This is a genomic window from Psychromicrobium xiongbiense, from assembly GCF_030271165.1.
In the GTDB taxonomy this organism is placed as follows: domain Bacteria; phylum Actinomycetota; class Actinomycetes; order Actinomycetales; family Micrococcaceae; genus Renibacterium; species Renibacterium xiongbiense.
Genome location: NZ_JASSZH010000014.1, coordinates 125,630 through 143,302 on the forward strand (window position 1 = coordinate 125,630; position 17,673 = coordinate 143,302).

At 65.4% G+C, this 17,673-nt stretch carries 10 protein-coding genes and 1 tRNA gene; 7 read left to right on the plus strand and 4 right to left on the minus strand.

The window, feature by feature from the left end; translation table 11 throughout:
• The first annotated feature begins 91 nt into the window (after nucleotides 1-91).
• Nucleotides 92-164, plus strand: a tRNA-Arg gene (locus QQM37_RS05985).
• A 352-nt stretch (nucleotides 165-516) separates the two neighbouring features.
• Here the strand turns inward: QQM37_RS05985 and QQM37_RS05990 are convergent.
• Complete coding sequence (locus QQM37_RS05990; RefSeq protein ID WP_285725673.1) at nucleotides 517-2,259, minus strand: hypothetical protein; 1,743 nt, start codon at nucleotides 2,257-2,259, stop codon at nucleotides 517-519.
• A gap of 393 nt (nucleotides 2,260-2,652) precedes the next feature.
• Between QQM37_RS05990 and QQM37_RS05995 the strand changes: the two genes are divergently transcribed.
• Nucleotides 2,653-5,676, plus strand: coding sequence for an NEW3 domain-containing protein (locus tag QQM37_RS05995; protein WP_285725674.1), 3,024 nt, complete (start codon nucleotides 2,653-2,655; stop codon nucleotides 5,674-5,676).
• A 3-nt stretch (nucleotides 5,677-5,679) separates the two neighbouring features.
• On the opposite strand, the gene QQM37_RS06000 is transcribed toward QQM37_RS05995, so the two are convergent.
• Nucleotides 5,680-7,251: a long-chain-fatty-acid--CoA ligase gene (locus QQM37_RS06000; RefSeq protein ID WP_285725675.1), complete on the minus strand. Its 1,572-nt coding sequence runs from the start codon at nucleotides 7,249-7,251 to the stop codon at nucleotides 5,680-5,682.
• A 129-nt stretch (nucleotides 7,252-7,380) separates the two neighbouring features.
• On the minus strand, nucleotides 7,381-10,500 hold the full coding sequence (locus tag QQM37_RS06005; protein ID WP_285725676.1) for a glycoside hydrolase family 2 TIM barrel-domain containing protein: 3,120 nt from the start codon (nucleotides 10,498-10,500) through the stop codon (nucleotides 7,381-7,383).
• Between the two features lie 127 nt (nucleotides 10,501-10,627).
• Between QQM37_RS06005 and QQM37_RS06010 the strand changes: the two genes are divergently transcribed.
• The 5 genes from QQM37_RS06010 to QQM37_RS06030 all read left to right on the plus strand — a co-directional run bounded on the left by QQM37_RS06010 (nucleotide 10,628) and on the right by QQM37_RS06030 (nucleotide 16,680).
• Entirely contained in the window at nucleotides 10,628-12,124 is a 1,497-nt protein-coding gene (locus QQM37_RS06010; protein ID WP_285725677.1) for a dihydrolipoyl dehydrogenase family protein, read from the plus strand.
• A 174-nt stretch (nucleotides 12,125-12,298) separates the two neighbouring features.
• Entirely contained in the window at nucleotides 12,299-13,042 is a 744-nt protein-coding gene (locus QQM37_RS06015; protein ID WP_285725678.1) for a copper resistance CopC family protein, read from the plus strand.
• Nucleotides 13,043-13,313: 271 nt separating this feature from the next.
• Nucleotides 13,314-14,048, plus strand: a complete 735-nt coding sequence (locus QQM37_RS06020; RefSeq protein WP_285725679.1) for a P-loop NTPase family protein — start codon at nucleotides 13,314-13,316, stop codon at nucleotides 14,046-14,048.
• The gene (locus QQM37_RS06025; RefSeq protein ID WP_285725680.1) at nucleotides 14,045-16,081 is read left to right on the plus strand and encodes a YhgE/Pip domain-containing protein; all 2,037 of its coding nucleotides are present in this window, start codon (nucleotides 14,045-14,047) and stop codon (nucleotides 16,079-16,081) included. The genes QQM37_RS06020 and QQM37_RS06025 overlap by 4 nt, the downstream gene beginning before the upstream one ends.
• On the plus strand, nucleotides 16,078-16,680 hold the full coding sequence (locus QQM37_RS06030; protein WP_285725682.1) for a TetR/AcrR family transcriptional regulator: 603 nt from the start codon (nucleotides 16,078-16,080) through the stop codon (nucleotides 16,678-16,680). The genes QQM37_RS06025 and QQM37_RS06030 overlap by 4 nt, the downstream gene beginning before the upstream one ends.
• Here the strand turns inward: QQM37_RS06030 and QQM37_RS06035 are convergent.
• The gene (locus QQM37_RS06035; protein WP_285725683.1) at nucleotides 16,670-17,617 is read right to left on the minus strand and encodes an EamA family transporter; all 948 of its coding nucleotides are present in this window, start codon (nucleotides 17,615-17,617) and stop codon (nucleotides 16,670-16,672) included. The two genes, QQM37_RS06030 and QQM37_RS06035, sit on opposite strands and share 11 nt — an antisense overlap.
• Nucleotides 17,618-17,673 lie beyond the last annotated feature (56 nt).

Genomic DNA, 17,673 nt, shown 5'->3' on the forward strand with positions numbered 1-17,673 from the left:
GCTGACTCGCAGCGGATTTGATGCCAACACCCAATCCGCGCTACAGTTGACCTCGGCCATTTGGCCAGTACGACTGAATTTCAGTACGACTGCGGGCGTAGCTCAACGGATAGAGCATCTGACTACGGATCAGAAGGTTGGGGGTTCGAATCCCTTCGCCCGCACATGAACGGCCCTCTCACTCTGGTGAGGGGGCCGTTTGCCATTTCCGTAATAGCGAGTCTCCTACGGACAGCCTTTCGCTCTGTGGTCACCGGATGTGCGCGGTACCGGGCTGTCGATCGCCTATAACTTCGCCGTCACCTGATGGGCGGCATCGCGCCGTTCGTGCTGACCGCGCTGATCGCTTCCACCGGATCGCTCCAAGCGCCCAGCATCTACTACATCGTGATCTGCGTGATCTCGGTGGTGGGCGTTTTCTTCGCCCGCAAGAAGTACGGTAGCGCTAAGCAGCTCAGCGCCAACGGTAGTGAAGGCCTCGCCCACCAGGGCCGGGCCTTCACTACCGAGGGGCCCTCAGTGATTCTTGGTCAGGGTCCCGGGGAAGGCTTTGACCTGCGGACCACCCTGCCCGGTATATCCAGCAGCCTGCTGGTTCACCCGGGCCAGACTGTCCACCAGCCCCTGGTTGCTGGCACCGGCATTCTGCATCGCCAGGGCGAACTGACCTGTGGAGGCGTCACTGCTGCTCAGGCCCAGCACCGAGGTATCCCCCGTGCTCTGGATGATATTTTCGTGCGCAGCCTTCGCCATGTCCTGTGCGGCCTTCATCTGATCGCCGGTCAGGCTGATCGTCACGCTGTCCCCGGCTTTGTAACCACTGCCGTCGAAACCGGAAAACGCCTTGTTATTGAGCATCTGGGCCTCGATGTCAGAGAGGTGCGGGATGGTGTATGAGTAGTTGGTCGATCCAGGGATGGGATTCTGATGGGCGTCGAAGGAGACCGTCGCCTTCATGTCCGGGGCGCCGGGGTTGTGCACCGTCCACTGTTGCTCCGTGGTGCCATCACCATGGGTGGTGGCCACGATGTTCGAGGTGTAGTCGTCCCCCTTGACGGAAAAGTCGAACCCCGGCACCTTGATCCCCATCTTCTGCCCACTGCTGTAGTCCATTTTGTTGATGGTCACACTGTCGCTGACACCGGCGCCATCGTGCTGGGGAAGGCCTGCGCCGCTCAGGTACTGATTCAGGGCAGCTTTGCCCTCCGGCGTGGACGGATCAAAGGTTGCTGAGCGGAAGGAAGTGCCAGTCAGGTCATGGTTCGCACCGAAATACGCCTTGACATCCTTGTATCCGACCGAGAGTTCGGCACTGTTGCTCACTGCTTCGGTGGGACCGGTCATGGCGGTGATCCTACCGTCCGCCCCTTTGCTCACCACCTGGCTGGTGCCCTCCGAGCCGACCACCTTGCCGTCCACGCCGATGGCCGCATACTTGGCTCCCACCGAGGCACTGGCCGTGTCCGCGGCATTCACCTGGACTGATGTCCCCGGAGGCCAGCTGCCCGGGTCATTGGGGTTGATACTCAGGGGGTCTGTGCCCTTGGGGACGGTGATCGAGTACTCTACCTTCTGCCCATTCGCCAGCGTTCCACTGATCCCGAAGTGCTTGAGGTCGAAGCCTGCCTTGCCTTCCACCCCCAGCGTGGACGTGATCTTGTAGGTGGTGCTGGTATCCGTATGTTTGGTCTCCACGCTCTGCGTGTCCGTGACCGAGATGCCTGCCGAGCCTTTCCCTTCGGCCAGCCCCTTCAGCCCGGGGATTTTCGACAAAGGCTGAGTGCCCTCCGCCGTCGCCTTATGGCTGACCGTCACCTTGTCACCGTTAGGCCCATGCTCCACCGACACATCGTCGCTGGAGCTTTTCTTCAGGTGGTCCATCAATTTGGGCATCGCGTGAAGCGGCGGGTTCTTCGCGGCAAATCCCGGCGGAACATGATCCACCCTCTTGGGCAGGGGGTGGAAGTGTCCGCCACCCGTCGATCCGCCATCGACCGCACTGGCCTTGTCCTGTTCGTCAGCGTTGCGGTACAGGCCCTTGGCGCAGTCGCGGAGCATCGCTGCGGCATCGTGCAAGCTCACTGACTGGCTCTGCTGGAAACGCTGGATGGCGTGGGCGGCATCCGGACCCCGCCACCGGACCCTGCTGAAGGTCGCGCTCAGATCCGTGCGGGCAGAGTCGAGTTTCCCTGCGCTCTGCTCCATGGCCTGCGCGATCATGCGCAGATTGTCCGGATTTGCACCCAACATTTCCGACACAGCTGCTCTCCTTCAGGGCCAAGGTGCCCCCGTCGATTACTCAATCAAACTGACGATACCCTGCTGGCCGGATGGTCGCGATGGGCAGCCCTCCCCATGGCGCAAGGTCTTCGGGGGCTCCGGACGCGGTTGAGTGTGCAGTGTTGCAGGGTATTTTTCGCGATAACCCTGCAACACTGCACACTCAATGTCCAACAATAACGGTCCAGCAATAGCGTTTGATGACGCCCAACGCCCAGAGTGCTCAGCCAGACGCCGAGCGACCCGGCTGCCTCGAGGACCGGAGACGCCAAGGGCCACGGCGCCCTGTGCGAATGTGTTCATTCCGTTGTTCAGAAGGCGCTCTCCGCACAGAATGAAGGCTGTTATTCAGGTCACATCCAAGGAGCATCAGTGGTCCAGCGCAGCACCAGAGCATCCTTCCCCGCCGGGCGCACCTGGCTGGCCGGTCTCACCGTGGCAGGCCTTCTGCTCTCCACTCTGGGCCTCGCCCCGGCCCAGGCAACAGACGCCCAGGCAGCAGGACCCGGAACGGAGTACCACCTCAGTTGCGCCCCCGGAGCACCCAGCGGTGACGGCAGCGTGGCCTCCCCCTTCACCACACTGGCCCAGGCAAATGCTGTGGCCCTCCAGCCCGGGGATCAGCTGCTGCTGGCCCGCGGCACCAGCTGCCAGGGAACGCTCCAGCCCAAGGGTTCCGGAACGGCATCGGCCGCAGTGACCATTGGCGCCTATGGCACCGGCGCCCTTCCCATCGTCGACGGAAACGGCGCCCAGGATGCGGTGCTGCTGTCCAATGTGGAGCACCTCGTGGTCCAGGATCTGGAGCTCGTCAATGCCACCCATCCGGGATCGGTCCGCAACGGGCTCCGGCTCACCCTGAACGACTTCGGCAAAGGCACCGGCTACCTGCTGCAGCGGCTGACCATCCACGATGTCCGCGGCGGGGACACCAAGGGCCTGGCCGGGTCCGCTGGCATTCAGATCGCCGTGACTGGCAGCGTCACCCCCACCTGGTTCGACGACCTGACGATCAGGAACAACACCATCCACGACGTGGACCGTGAGGGCATCTACACCAAATCGACCTGGAACAAGCGTCCCGAGGTCGGCAGCCAGGACACCTCCGGGCTTGGCCCGTGGACCCCCAGCACGCGCGTGGTGATCAGTGGAAATCAGCTGAGCTCGATAGCCGGTGACGGAATCAAGGTCGACTCGATGAAAGGAGCCGTGATCGAGCACAACACGCTCACTGGCTTCCAGTTGCGCTCCGCAGTGGCGAACGCCGGGATCTGGCCGTTCAACGCCGATGACACCGTGGTGCAGTACAACGAGGTCTCCGGCGGCGGCAACTCCAAGGACGGCATGTCCTTCGACGCGGACGGCGGCGCGCAGCGCACCATCTTCCAGTACAACTACAGCCACCACAACGCCGGCGGTCTGCTGCTGCTCTGCCCCTATTCCGGAGCCTTCACCTACGGCACGGTAATGCGCTACAACATCAGCGTGGACGATGGCGAGCGGCTGTTCCAGCTCTGCCCCGGGGACATCCAGCAGACGTCCATCTACAACAACACCGTCGTCAACTCCCAGGTGACTCCTCGCTTCTTCCTGCAGGATGACAACTCCACCCAGCGCCAGATCAGCTGGCGCAACAACGTGGTGGTGAACCGCGGTGCCACCATGACGGTGACCAACCACGGACCGGTCCTGAACTTTGACCACAACCTGCTGATCGGCGTAGGCCCCCTGCCGACGAATCCGGACGGCAGCACCAACCCCGGTGGGCTCGGCACTGATCCCGGGCTGGTGGACGCCAGCGCGGTCCCGACGGACATCAACAATGCCGACGGTCTCAAGCTCCGTGCCGACTCTCCGGCATTGGGCGCCGGTGCGCTCGTGGCCACTAACGGCGGGCGTGACTTCTACGGCAACCCGGTGAGTGCCACCGCCGCTCCCAATATGGGCGCGTACCAGGGCCCCGGCATCGTCGATGACGCCCATCCGGTGAGCCTGCAGCTGAACAACGCCACCCTGCTCACCGGCCACGCAACCACCGTGACCGCGCAGTTCACCTGGTCGGGCACTGGCACTCCGGTTGGCGTGACCAGTCAACTGTCTGCACCGGCAGGCTGGCAGGTCTCTGCTATGCACGCCATCGTCCCCAGCACCCTGACCACGGGACAGAGCGTCACTCTGAGCTGGCTGGTCACGCCACCCAGCGATGCCGCGCCGGGGCCCGTCCAGTTGACCGCCAGCGCCCTGCGCGGTGGCGCGGTGATCGGCAGCGCCACCGTCTCCAGCACACTGCGAGTCCTCTACCCCACCCTGGCCTCGGCCTTCAACGACGTAGCGATCACGGCCGATGGCGCCACCCCGTATACCGGCGATCTGGCCTTGAGCAATAGCAGTCTTTCTGCGAACGCGCTGAAAGCGGCCAAGGGCATCGCGCCAGGGGCTTCGGTGACGGGCGCCCAGATCACCTATTCCTGGCCCGGCTTTGTGGCGGGCAAGCTCAATGCCGTCTGGTCCACGGGGCAGAGCATTGCGCTCAGCGGTGCCGGACAGTACCTGGCTTTCGCGGTGATCGGCGTCAACGGATCCCCCAGCGGCACGGCAATCATCAGCTACTCTGACGGAACCAGCAGTTCCTTCCCGCTGGCGGCCGGTGACTACTTCTACAACAAACCCGCCGCCGGGAACACCGTACTCACCACCATGGGCTACCGGAACACGCCAGCGGGCAAAGACGTGCGCACCGTCACGCTGTTCGAGAGCACCGTGCCGATCGATCCGACGAAGACGGTCTCGATGGTGACGCTCCCCGCGCTGGCTGCCAGGGTGGACGGCAAGACGCCCGGGCTTCTGGTCCTGGCGATGGGTCTGGGTGGCACTCCCTCGGCGCCGCCGGCATCAACTCCGGATGGCCCGGTGATCCTGTCTGCCCAGACCGTTCACCCCGGGGATACGCTGACCTTCAGCGGCAGTGGTTTCTACGATGCGGAACAGGTCAGCGGGGTGGTGCACTCGCAGCCGGTCGCCCTCGGAAGTGGCGTGGCACAGGCGGGGCAGGTGTCGATGAGCTGGACCGTTCCCGCCAACTTTGAGCTGGGCGAGCATACGGTGCAACTGACCGGTGCCGATTCCGGGCGCCTGCTCAGTGCAACTTTCCAGGTGGTGGCGGCACCTGCGAGTCCCGAGGCACCTCCTGTGGCCTCCCCCGAGGCGCCCGCCACGGCTGGTTCCGCCACGACGGCCGATGCCGGACAGCTTGCCGTGACTGGTCGGGACCCCGGCGTGCCCCTGGCCCTTGCCAGCCTTGCCCTGCTGGGCGGCATCGTGCTTCTTGGACTCCTGGGCTGGCGGCCACGACGCCGCCCGCTGACCCGGCTGCACGACCCCAGGCGGGACTGCTGAGCCTCAGCCTCGCTGATACCTGGCGGCAAGTTCACGTTTGAGCACCTTGCCACTGGGACCGAGCGGCAGCTCCGTCACGATCTCCATCAGCCGCGGGTACTTATAGGCCGCCAGATGCTCCTTGGCATAGTCAACCAGTTCCTCCGCCGTCGTGGTGCTCCCGGCCGCGAGCACCACAGCCGCCACGATTTCCTGCCCGTGGGTGTCATCCGGAATGCCATAGACGGCCAGGGTGACGATGTCGGGATGCCGGGCGAGCACATCCTCCACCTCCCGCGGATAGACGTTGTAACCGTTGCGCAGGATCATGTCCTTCTTCCGGTCCAGGATGCGCAGGTAGCCATCCTCGTCCTTGATACCCAGATCTCCGGTACGGAACCAGCCGTCCACGATGGCCGCGCGGGTCGCCTCCGGCTGATTGAGGTAGCCCTTGGTGACGTTGTGGCCACGCACCACCAGCTCCCCGAGCTCTCCGGTGGGCAGCAGCTCGATCCGTTCTTCCACTTCGGGACGCGCGATTTCCACGTCCACGCCCCAGATCGGCGTGCCGATGGTGCCAGGTCGGGGCGGGACACCGACGTGGTTGAAGGTGGCCACGGGTGAGGTTTCGGTGAGCCCGTACCCCTCGTAGATTTCGGCGCCGAAGACCTCTTTGAACTTCTCGATGACGGCCACCGGAATCGAGGCGCCCCCGGAGATGGCGTAGCGCAACGCGGGACGCTCCGGGTTGCTCTTGGCTGCCTCGAGCAGCGCGATGTACATGGTGGGCACCCCGAAGAACACATCCACCCGATGTTTGACCAGCATCTCCAGGCCCACCGCGCCAGTGAACCGGGGTACGAGCACGATTCTGGCGCCGATTCGCAGGCCGGTATTGAGCACACAGGTCTGACCGAAGGTGTGGAACAACGGCAGGGTGCCCAGTATGGTGTCCCCGGTGCCAAGGGTGAAAGTGCTCACCAGCATGGTGTTCGCCTGCTCGACGAGCGAGAAGTGGCTCGACTCGGCGCCCTTCGGCCGGCCCGTGGTCCCCGAGGTGTACAGAATGGTGGCGGTCTCCCAGGGCAGCATGGCCTCATAGGTGCGCACTGGCTCCGCGGCGGCGGCCAGGTCCTCCAACCGGGTCTGGGTGGCGGCATCGGCCGGTTCCAGCACGCTGAGCACCGGCACTTCGGCCAGTGCCGCTCCCGGAGCGCCCTGACCCAGCAGGGGTGCTGCCGCGATCAGCAGCGAGGCTGCACTGTCCCGGAGGACAAACTCGATCTCCTCCGCGCGCAGCAGAGCATGAATCGGTACCACCACCGCCCCGAGGGCCAGAATCGCATAGTACGTCCGCGGAAAATCGGCGACATTGGGCATCAGGATCGCCACCCGGTCACCGTGCCCCACGCCCCTTGCCTTCAGGGCGCCCGCATAGGCCTTGGTCTGTTCCCAGAGCTCGGCATAGCTGGTCACCTCCTCGCCCACGACGAGCGCGGGCAGGTCCCGGTACCGGTGTGCCGATTCCGCCAGAATGGCGGCGACGGACAGTGAGGCGTGACCGCGTGGATCGGTACTGGTGGGCGTGTGCAACATTGGACTTCCGCTTCCTGACCGGGTGCTGACGGTACCGGCGAACCACCGGACCACTGTGATCTCAGTCTCAGTGCCGCTCTCCCGGCTGTCAATCGATCTCGCAACCGGGAGCACGCCGCGAACCAACCCTCAGGGCGCGCGGAAGGCGATGCTGATGCTGTATTCCCCTGGGCTCAGCTGGTGGCTCGGCCAGACATCCGGTCCACAGGCTGCTGAGCCCAGGCCATGCTGGGCGGCATCCACATACAGGTAGCTCGCGGACGATGCCGGCAGCTCATGCGGGTGCGCGGCGGCAGCGATCTGCTGGGCCGTGTGGCGGCTGAGGGTGAAACCCGGCCTGCGCCCACTCACCTCGCTGAGCAAGCCAAGATCGAGCACCGCTCGCCCACCCGCGGAGAGCTGCAGGCTACGCACCTGGGAGCGGTGTCCGGTCTCCTGCGGGCGCGCATAGGGTGCCGAAAGCTCATCGATACCAGCCTGATACCGACCCAGGAGAGCGGCCCGCCTGCTGTCCGGATACGATTCGTGCGGTCCCAGACCGAACCAGCTGACCTGATCCACCTCTGCGGGCAGCTCGAAGCGAATACCGGCCCGCGCCCAGGTTCCGGCCCATCCGGCAGAGGGGGCCAGGTCATAGCAGAGCAACACCGAACCGTCGCTGAGTTCCTGCCAGAACTCGGTGCTGATCACCTGGTGCGAGGAGTTCGCCGCCGCGCTGCGGGTCACCGTGCGCAACCAGCCCACGCCTCGTTCCACAAGCGTCATCCGGTGAGTGAGCCGGTCCAGGCCGGCAGCCTCCCACTGCTGCGCCGAACTGCGACCGTCCGGCCCGCGACCATGGTCGTTGTCTGTCGGTGCCCGCCAGAGTTCCAGCCGGGGTCCGCGCACTGGCAGACCCGCCAATTCCACCAGCCGGTTGTGTTCCATGACGGCGTGCCCGAGCCGGAAGGTGGCGTGGGGAGAGAGGGTATCGAGGTTCTGTTTAGGACTGCCCCAGCGGGACGCCGCCAGCCGCACCGGTGCCGGCACCAGCTCGAACTGGGCGGAGGCCACCTCATGGTCGGCGTCGGCCCAAAGGGTCGGCCCGGCCAGCACCGCGGAGACGGTCAACCAGATTTCCCCGCCCGGCAGCTGACCTGCGCCATCCCGGAGGGACGCCGTGAGCTCGTCCAGGGACGGCACCGGGAACTCGCCCGTTGCGCCAGCCGCGACCGGCGGAAGGTGAGCCTCCCCTGAGGCCAGGAGGGCGCCATCGTGCTCTGCTTTCCAGAGGAAACGCAGCCCGGAAGTGTCCGCCGTGTGCTGCAGGTTCTGCACCGAGACCCTCGGGGCATCTGAGGAGGAGCCCAGCAGTTTGAAGCGGTAAGGCTGCACCACGGCCTTGTATTCGTGCAGACCCGGCGAGGGGGTTCCGTCGCTGAACAGCAGGCCATCCATGACGAAGTTGCCGTCGTGGATCACCTCGCCGAAATCGCCACCGTAGCCGTAGAAGGGGGTTCCGTCCGCTGTGTGCGTCGCCAGGCCGTGGTCCCGCCACTCCCAGACGAAGCCACCGTGCAGGCGCGGGTAGGTGTGGACCAGCTCTTCATACTGGTCGATGGCGCCGGGCCCGTTGCCCATGGCGTGAACGTACTCGCACAGCAGGAACGGTTTGGATCGCTGACGGGCCGACTGGGCCTCGGTGCACCGCAGCAACGGTTCGCCCTGGGCGTCCGGGCTGACCGCACCGATCGATTCCACCTCGGGAAGGGTGGCGTACATCCTGGAGTACACATCGGTGTAGTCGCCGGTGTAGTCGCCTTCATAGTGGATGGGGCGTCCGGGGTCGCGGCGGCGGGCCGAGGCAGCCATCGCGGCCAGGTTGGTGCCGGTACCGGATTCGTTACCGAGCGACCACATGACGATGCTGGGATGGTTCTTATCCCGTTCGATGGTGCGCTCAATGCGGTCCAGGTAGGAATGAATCCATCGCGGGTCGTTGCTGGGGTTGTCCTTCCAGCCGTCCTTTTCAAAGCCGTGGGTCTCCAGATCGCATTCGTCGATCACCCAGAAGCCGAGCTCATCGGCCAGATCCAGCACCCGCGGATGCGGCGGGTAGTGGCTGGTGCGGATGGCGTTGATGTTGAACCGCTTCATCAGCGCCAGGTCCGCCCGGGCGTGCTCCTCATCGAAAACCCGCCCCCATTCGGGGTGCGTCTCATGCCGGTTGACCCCGTGGAAAACCACCTTCCGACCATTGACCTGAAACTGATCACCCACAATGGCGACCCGGCGGAATCCCAGCCGTAGGCTCACTCGTTCCGCCCGGTTGGACACGACAGCCTCGTACAGCCGAGGGGTCTCCGCGGTCCACGGAGCCACGGAGCCGACCTTCACCTGGCCGGTCACCTCGGCTTCCGACTGCCAGGTCCGGGAGAATCCCAGCTCCGGGATCTCCAGGGTGACCGGGAAAGCCGGGGGCAGACCGCGGGAGTTGATTTCTGGGTAGATCGAGCCCTGACCATCGTCATAGTCGGTGCGCAGCCACACGTCGTCCAGCCCGCCATCGGGCCGGGACAATAGCGTCACCTCACGGAAGATGCCGGGCAGCCACCACTGGTCCTGATCCTCCAGATAGCTGGCTGCGGACCACTGGTGCACGCGCACCGCCAGGAGATTACTGCCTTCGCGCAGGGCGTGGGTGACGTCGAATTCCTGGACCAGGCGACTGCCCTTGCCCACGCCGATCTCGTGGCCGTTGAGCCAGACCCGGTAGGTTGATTCGACCCCGTCAAAACGGAGCAGAACCCCGGAGAGCACACCACCGTCCTCAGTGGTGACCTGCGGGATCCAGCCTGCATCCAGGGTGAATTCGCGCCGGTAGTCGCCGGTGGGGTTTTCCTCGGGAACCAGCGGGGGCGCAATCGGGAACGGGTACTGCACATTGGTGTAGATCGGGTCACCGTAGCGACCGTTACCTCGTTCATCCCGGCCTTGGAGAACCCAGTGCGAGGGAACGGCGATCCGGTCCCAGGCGGCATCGTCATAGCCGGGCTGGACGAAATCGAGGGCACCCTCACCATCAGGGATACCGGGATTGCCCAGCAGTCCGCCGGGTGCCGCGGGGAGCAACCGGAAGGCCCACTGACCACTCAGATCCAGCTGCGGGGCATCGCTGATCAGCCGTGCCCGGGGTGGAGTGCGGAAACCACTGCCCGGCCCTGGGTCACTGAGATAGTTGATGCCCGCAGTATGGTCTGGTTCAGTCATGATGCTCCTCACATCCGGCCTCATTACGAGTTGAACGTAGCATGCCAGATCGTGCGTGTATCTACCTGCCGCGGGCTTTCTTCGGCAGGCCATTGTGTCCGCGGGGTCACCGTGACAGGGTCAGAGCATGAGCGAAGCTGTCAGGGAAACGTACGATGTCGTCGTCCTCGGCGGAGGGCCTGCCGGCGAGGTCGCTGCCGAGCGGGTGGTCAAGGGTGGGCTGAGCGCCGTTCTGGTGGAGGCGGAGCTGTTCGGTGGCGAATGTTCCTACTGGGCCTGCATGCCCTCCAAGGCCCTGATCCGACCGGTCACCGCCGTCCACGCGGCCCGAAACCTGGCCGGAGCCAGCCAGGCGGTCACAGGGGAGATCGACGTGGCGGCACTGTTGGCGCGCCGCGACTCCTTTGCCGCGCACTGGCACGATGACGGCCAGGTCGACTGGGCCACTGGTGCAGGGATCGACGTACGCCGGGGCCGCGCCCGAATTCTGGCGCCCGGCCTGGTGGAAGTCAGCGCTCCCTCTGCGGATACCGTTGTTCTGCGAGCGCGGCAGGCGGTCATCCTGGCCACCGGCTCCGCGCCCAGCGTTCCCCCGATTCCAGGACTCGCGGACATCGAGTTCTGGGGTACCCGGGAGGCCACCAGCGCCCACGAACTGCCGCAAAGTCTGATAGTCCTGGGCGGCGGGGTCTCCGGAACCGAACTCAGCCAGCTCTATGCACGGCTGGGCGTCCGGGTCATCCAGCTGGTCCGCGGCGAACTTCTGCGCTCGCTGCCAACACCCGCCCGGGATCTGCTGGTCGGTGCCCTGCGCGCCGACGGCGTTGACCTTCGCCAGGGGGTCAGTCCCCTGGCGATCCGCAGGGACGCCTCCGGGGTGGAGGTGGATCTGCCGTCCGGATCGTCACATCCATCGCAGGGCGGCTCCGGTGCAGGTGCGGCCGGTGTGGAGACACTGCACGCCGCTGAACTTCTGGTCGCCACCGGGCGGCATCCGGCTCTGGAAGGTCTGGGCCTGGAACAGCTGGGACTGGATCCGAAGTCCCTGCGCACCGACTCCACCGGACTGGTCCTCGGCCTGTCCGGTGGGGAACCGCCCACCGGGAGCCAAGATGATTGGCTGTATGCCGTCGGCGATGCCGCGGGGAAAGTCCTGCTGACGCATCAGGGCAAATATGAGGCCCGGGCCACAGGGGACGCCATTGTGGCACGCAGTCACGGACCCCTGGACCCGCAACCCTGGAGTGCCTCCACCCAGACGGCGGATGAGTGGGCGGTACCGAGCGTGGTGTTCACCGATCCGGAGATCGCCCAGGTGGGGCTGAGCCTGGAGCAGGCAGCGGCAGCCGGATTGCCCGCTGCCGAGGTCTCGCTCCCGCTGGCCGTGGCCGGGTCCGCACTGGCTTCGGATTCCTACCAGGGCTGGGCGCAGCTGGTCTACGATGCCGAGCGGCGCGTCCTGCTCGGCGCCACCTTTGCCGGGCCCGAGGTGGCGGAACTGCTGCATTCGGCCACGGTCGCCATCGTGGGTGAGGTGCCGCTGGAGCGGCTCTGGCATGCCGTCCCGGCGTACCCCACCATCAGCGAAGTGTGGCTGCGACTACTGGAAAAACTGGGGCTGTAAGCGAGTCGCTTGAGCCACTGCTGGTATTCGACAGCCTGTAGAAAACTGTCCATACTGGAATTCCGGTCCCCGAGTGTCGAGATGATGTCGTTTAGACGTGGTCTAAACGACATCATCTCGACACTCGATGCGGGGTCTGGTGCTCATATTCATCGACGCCCCCAGGAAACTCCTATGCCGCACGCTCCAGTTCTTTCAGTTCCTGCAGCACGCCGCCAGAACCTGACCAGAGCCCTGATCGGACCACTGGCCAGACCACTGATCAGAACCGCAAGGGTCATGCTGGCTGCAGTGCTGTTCCTGGCATCCTTGCTGGGTGGGGCGGCAGAAGCCTCGGCGCACGACAGCCTGGTCTCCGCCACTCCGGCACCGAATTCCCGCGTCGAGCAGACACCGGGCAGCGTGAGCCTGACCTTCACCGAATCTCTGCAACCTCTGGGCTTCGAGGTGGTGGTCAGCGACGCTCAGGGCCGGAGCTGGTCAGCCGCACCGGCCACCCTGGACGGCCCGACCCTCAGTCAGAATCTGGCACCCGGAGCCCCCCAGGGCCAATACGAGGTGCGTTACCGCGTGGTTTCCCATGACGGGCACCCGGTCAGCGGCAGCTACCGCTTCGCCATCGGCGAGGCCGTCACGAGCGCAGATTTGCCGCAGGCCACCGTTGCGGCGCCCGGAGCTACCGCGCCGGCGTCCTCAAGCCAGGCGTCCTCCAGCCCGGCGTCCTCAAGCCAGGCGTCCTCAAGCCAGGCGCCGGAGGTTGCCGGCTCCCCCGCCCCAGTATCGACACCCGCCGCAGCTCCGGCCGGCAACGGTGGCGCGGTGAACTGGCTGCCGTGGGCGATAGGCGCACTCGGACTGCTGGCGGTCATCTACCTGGGCTCGGTGGCCGTGGGGAATGCACGGCGCAAACAACAGTGAGTGTCCACTCCCGCACAGTCGCAGCGACGGCGCCTGTTCGGGAGTGGACACTCAGCGGGGGAGGGATCCCCAAAAACTATTTGAACTGACCGGTCAGTTCCAATAGTGGTTTGGGATCCCTCCCCCGCTGACTGTCCACTCCCGCACAGTCGCAGCGACGGCGACTGTGCGGGAGTGGACACTCAGCGGGGGAGGGATCCCAAAAAACTATTTGAACTGACCGGTCAGTTCAGTTAGAGTGGAAGTAGTTCACCTCTCCGGAAGGCTTCCTGTGCTCGTCGCCCAGAATGTGCGCCTCAAAGGCCGCCATCACGATCTCGTGCCACCCCTGTCGCTGGAAGCTGCCACCGGAGAGCTCCTCCTGGCCGTTGGCGATGACCAGGATCAACGCACGGCTCTTGCGCTGGCCCTCAGTGCCCGGATGCGTCCCGATGAAGGGACGGTCAGCTGGGGGCAGAGTGCCCAGTTGAAACATCTGCGCAAGCACAGTGCCCTCATCGATTCCCCCGGCGTCAATGAGCCCGAGCCTCACCTCAGCGTCAAGGATCTCGTGGCAGAGGATCTGGCACTGGTCCCCCGTCGCTACCGCGGCATTCGCGAGCCCGCCGCCTGGCTCAAGGTCAACTCACTCGGCGACATCGCGCGCGACTTTGTCGATTCCGTCCCGGTCACCCGCCGCCTGGAGCTCCTCTGCACCCTGGCGCTGGCCAACCCGGAGGTGGACGTGCTCATCCTGGACTCGCCGGATCGCTTCAGCCAACACGATGACGACTGGCTGCCCTACCTTCAGGCCCTGGCGCAGGATGCCGGCCGGCCGCTGTGCATCGTCGCCACCGTCTCTCACGTCCCCGAGGGCTGGGCCGGGCCGCTGCTGCAGATTCCCCATCCGCTGGAACTCCAGTCCGAAGCGGAACCGGAATCAGACCTCGAATCAGGACCGGAGCTCGAGCCAGAAGTCACAGAAGAACCAGACGAAGATCCCGAAGAATCGCAGGACACCAAATGACCGTCTTCCGCCTAGCGCTCTCTGAACTCAAGCGCATGACCAGCGGCCGGCTCCCCCGACTGGCCATCTTCGCCCTGGCCCTGGTCCCGCTGCTCTACGGCGCCGTCTACCTGTATGCGAACTGGGATCCGTACAGCAACCTGGGCTCGCTCAAGGCTGCCGTCGTCGTGGAGGATCAGGGCACCACGCTCAGCAACGGCACCCAGCTCAAGGTCGGCCAGCAGGTGGCCCAGAATCTGGTGGACGGCAAGAAGTTCGACTGGGTGGTGGTCGACTCCGAGCAGGCGGCCGCGGAGGGCGTGGCCAAGGGGACCTACTCCTTCGCCCTGACCATTCCCAAGGACTTCTCCGCCAATCTGGCCTCTCCGGCAACCTTCGATTCCGCCAAGCAGGCGATCCTGAGCGTCACCACTAACGACGCCAATAACTACCTGCTCTCCTCGATTGTGGACAAGGTAACCAGCCAGGTTCATGATTCGGTGGCGCAGCAAGTGGGCGAGACCACGGCGAACCAGCTGCTCTCCGGCTACGGCACCATCCACGCGCAGATCGTCAAAGCGGCCGATGGCGCTCTCAAGCTCTCCACCGCAGCGCAACAACTGGCCGATGGTGCCGGGAAACTGCACGCCGGCAGCACGGATCTGAAGGACGGTGCCGTCCAGCTCTCCAGCGGGATGACCCAGCTCAAGGCCGGGGCCAATCAACTCTCGGCTGGCGCCAACCAGCTCTCCGGGGGGCTGAACCTGCTCTCAACGCAGAGCTCGTCGCTGCCTGCTGCCACCAAGCAACTCGCTGACGGTGCGGCCCAGGTGGCCGCTGGCAATGGGACGCTGAACACCAAGGTCCAGTCCGCCGTGACCAGCATCAACCAGCTCTCCAGCACGGTGGACCAGACGATCCGGACCCAGCTCGACCAGCTGCTCGCCAATGGGACCATCACCCAGAGCCAGCATGACCAGGTTCTGAGCGCCCTGCAGAACTCGGCGCTCAAGCAGAGCATCACGGACGCGCAGAACAAGCTCAACACCGATGCCGCCCAGGTCCAGCAGCTGGCCACCGGCTCCCAGGCGGTCTCCAACGGGGCAGCGACGCTGGCGGCGAGCGCCCCGGCACTCAGCGGTGCCATCAATCAGGCCACCGCGGGTGCGGCCACGCTCTCCGCCGGAGCCTCCACCCTGGCGCTCTCCGAACAACAGGCAGCCGATGGCGCCGCGAAACTGGCCAGTGGTGCCAGCACCCTCGACGATGGTGCCGGCACCCTGGATTCCGGCGCTCATCAACTGGCGGATGGCGCCAAACAGCTCTCCGATCAGCTCTCCGCCGGTGCTGGGCAGATTCCCAACCCGGACGATGCCGCCAAGACCAAGGCCTCCCAAGTGATCGGCAATCCGATCGCCGTGGACACGGTCTCGCAAGCCAAAGCGCCCAACTACGGCAGCGGGCTCGCCCCGTTCTTCCTGGTCCTGGCCCTGTGGATCGGTGCCTTCATGCTGGTCCAGGCCATGCGCCCGCTGGCTCAGCGCGCCCTGGCCTCCAACGCGCCGTCCTGGAAGATCGCCGTCGGCGGCTGGCTGCCCTTCCTGGCAGTCTCCACTGCGCAGGCCATCCTGCTCTACCTGGTGGTCTACTTCGGGCTGGGACTGAACCCCAGCCATCCCTTCCTGACGCTAGGCCTGCTGCTGCTGGCGTCCATGGCCTTCACGGCACTGATTCAGGGAATCGTGGCCCTGCTGGGCACACCGGGCAAGTTTGTAGTGCTGATCCTGCTGGTGCTCCAGCTGGTCTCCTCCGGAGGCACCTTCCCCTGGCAGACCACGCCGGAGCCGCTACACACGCTGCACGCCATCCTGCCGATGGGGCATGTGGTGGAGGGGATGCGGCACCTGATCTACGGCGCGGATCTGGCCCCCGTGCTGCCGATTGCCTTCGGACTGATCGGCTACACGCTGATCGGCCTGGCGCTCAGTCTCTGGGCGGTGCACAAACATAAATTCTGGACGCTCAAGACGCTGCACCCGGAGATCTCGATATGAGTGCGGCACCGATCGTCCGGCGTCCGGCCCGGACCGAGATCACCCGGCAACGGATCTTTGATGCCTCGATGCAGTTGATCGGCGAACGCGGCCCCGCGGAGGTCACCGTCGACGAGATCGCGGCGGCCGCAGGGGTGTCCAAAGGCACGGTGTATTACAACTTCGGCTCCAAGGCCGAGCTGATCGCCCAATTGCTCGAATACGGCGTGGAACTCCTGGAGGCCCGACTGGCTCCGCGCGATGATCTGCCCTCCCTCGCTGCGGTGGAGCAGATGCTCCGGGGGACGCTGGAGTTCTTTGACGCGTACCCCTCCTTCACCCAACTGCTGGTCTCCGAGATGTGGCGCACACCGAGTGCCTGGCGGGACACGCTGACCCTGTTGCGCGAGCGGCTGTTCACCCTGGCCGGTGCCACACTGGACCGGATTCCTCAGGAGCACGCGGTCCGGGAGGGCGTCAGCCCGCAGGGTATGGTCGGGCTGGTACTGGGTGCTGCCTTGGTCATGGGGCTGGACCGGCAGGTCTTCAACCCGGAGCGCAGCCGGGAAGAGTCGCTGCACACCCTGATGACCACGATCCACGGCTACCTCAGGGACTGACCTTCTCCAGCTGATCCACCGTGACGGGAGCGGCCATGACGGCATGGGCCGCAAGGGGTGCTGCCGGCGGACCGGCCGACCTCCGCTTCAGCCGCAGGACGGCGGCCGCCACCCCGCTGAGCAGTAACGCACCACCAATGATCTCAGTGGTGCTGGGTGCCTGCCCCAGGGCCAGCCAAGCGGCCGCGATGCCGACCGGCGGGATGAGCAGACTGTAAGGCCCCACGGCAGCTGCCGGGTAGCGGCTGAGCAGATTGTTCCAGATGCCATAACCCACGATCGTGGAGACATAGGCGGTGAACAAGGAGCCCAGGATTGCGGGCCATTGCAGATTCCCCAGGGCGTGAAGCACCTGGTCCGGCCCCTCCACGAACCAGGACAGCAGGAACAGCGGCAGCGGCACCACCGCCCCGGACCACACCACCATGCTCAGACCGGACGAGGTCTTGACCTGACGGACGATCACATTGCCCACAGCCCAGGAGAACGCACCCGCCAGCACCAGAAGAAAGGGCAGCACGGGGGCCACCTGGGCGCGTCCGATGCCGACCACGGCTAGCCCGATGGCGCCCAGCCCGACGCCCACCCACTGGGCTCTGGTGGGGCGTTCGCGGAGGACGGCGAGCGCGATCAGCGCGGTGAACAGCACCTGGGCCTGGAGCACCAGTGGGGCCAGTCCGGTCGGCAAGCCCAAATGCATGGCGAGGTAGACCAGACCGAACTGCCCGGCACTCATGGTCAGGCCCACGACCACCACGATGTACCACTTCACCGCCGGTGGCTTGATGAAGAAGATCCACGGAACGATGACCAGGATGAACCGGATCGCCACGAAGAGCAGCGGCGGAACGCTCTGCAGCCCGGCATCGATGGCCAGAAAGTTCACTCCCCAGATCACGGCGACCAGGACGGCGAGGAGAGCATGCTTCGGTTTCATGAGCTTTACTGTGGCAGAGCGGTGGTTGAAGCACCAGCAAATAATTATGCAGATCA

Excerpts from the sequence above, each read along its gene's own strand:
- QQM37_RS06035 (WP_285725683.1), bottom strand. The coding sequence starts at position 17,617 with ATGAAACCGAAGCATGCTCTCCTCGCCGTCCTGGTCGCCGTGATCTGG.
- QQM37_RS06015 (WP_285725678.1), top strand. The coding sequence starts at position 12,299 with ATGCCGCACGCTCCAGTTCTTTCAGTTCCTGCAGCACGCCGCCAGAAC.
- QQM37_RS06000 (WP_285725675.1), bottom strand. The coding sequence starts at position 7,251 with ATGTTGCACACGCCCACCAGTACCGATCCACGCGGTCACGCCTCACTG.
- QQM37_RS06030 (WP_285725682.1), top strand. The coding sequence starts at position 16,078 with ATGAGTGCGGCACCGATCGTCCGGCGTCCGGCCCGGACCGAGATCACC.
- QQM37_RS06005 (WP_285725676.1), bottom strand. The coding sequence starts at position 10,500 with ATGACTGAACCAGACCATACTGCGGGCATCAACTATCTCAGTGACCCA.
- QQM37_RS06025 (WP_285725680.1), top strand. The coding sequence starts at position 14,045 with ATGACCGTCTTCCGCCTAGCGCTCTCTGAACTCAAGCGCATGACCAGC.
- QQM37_RS06010 (WP_285725677.1), top strand. The coding sequence starts at position 10,628 with ATGAGCGAAGCTGTCAGGGAAACGTACGATGTCGTCGTCCTCGGCGGA.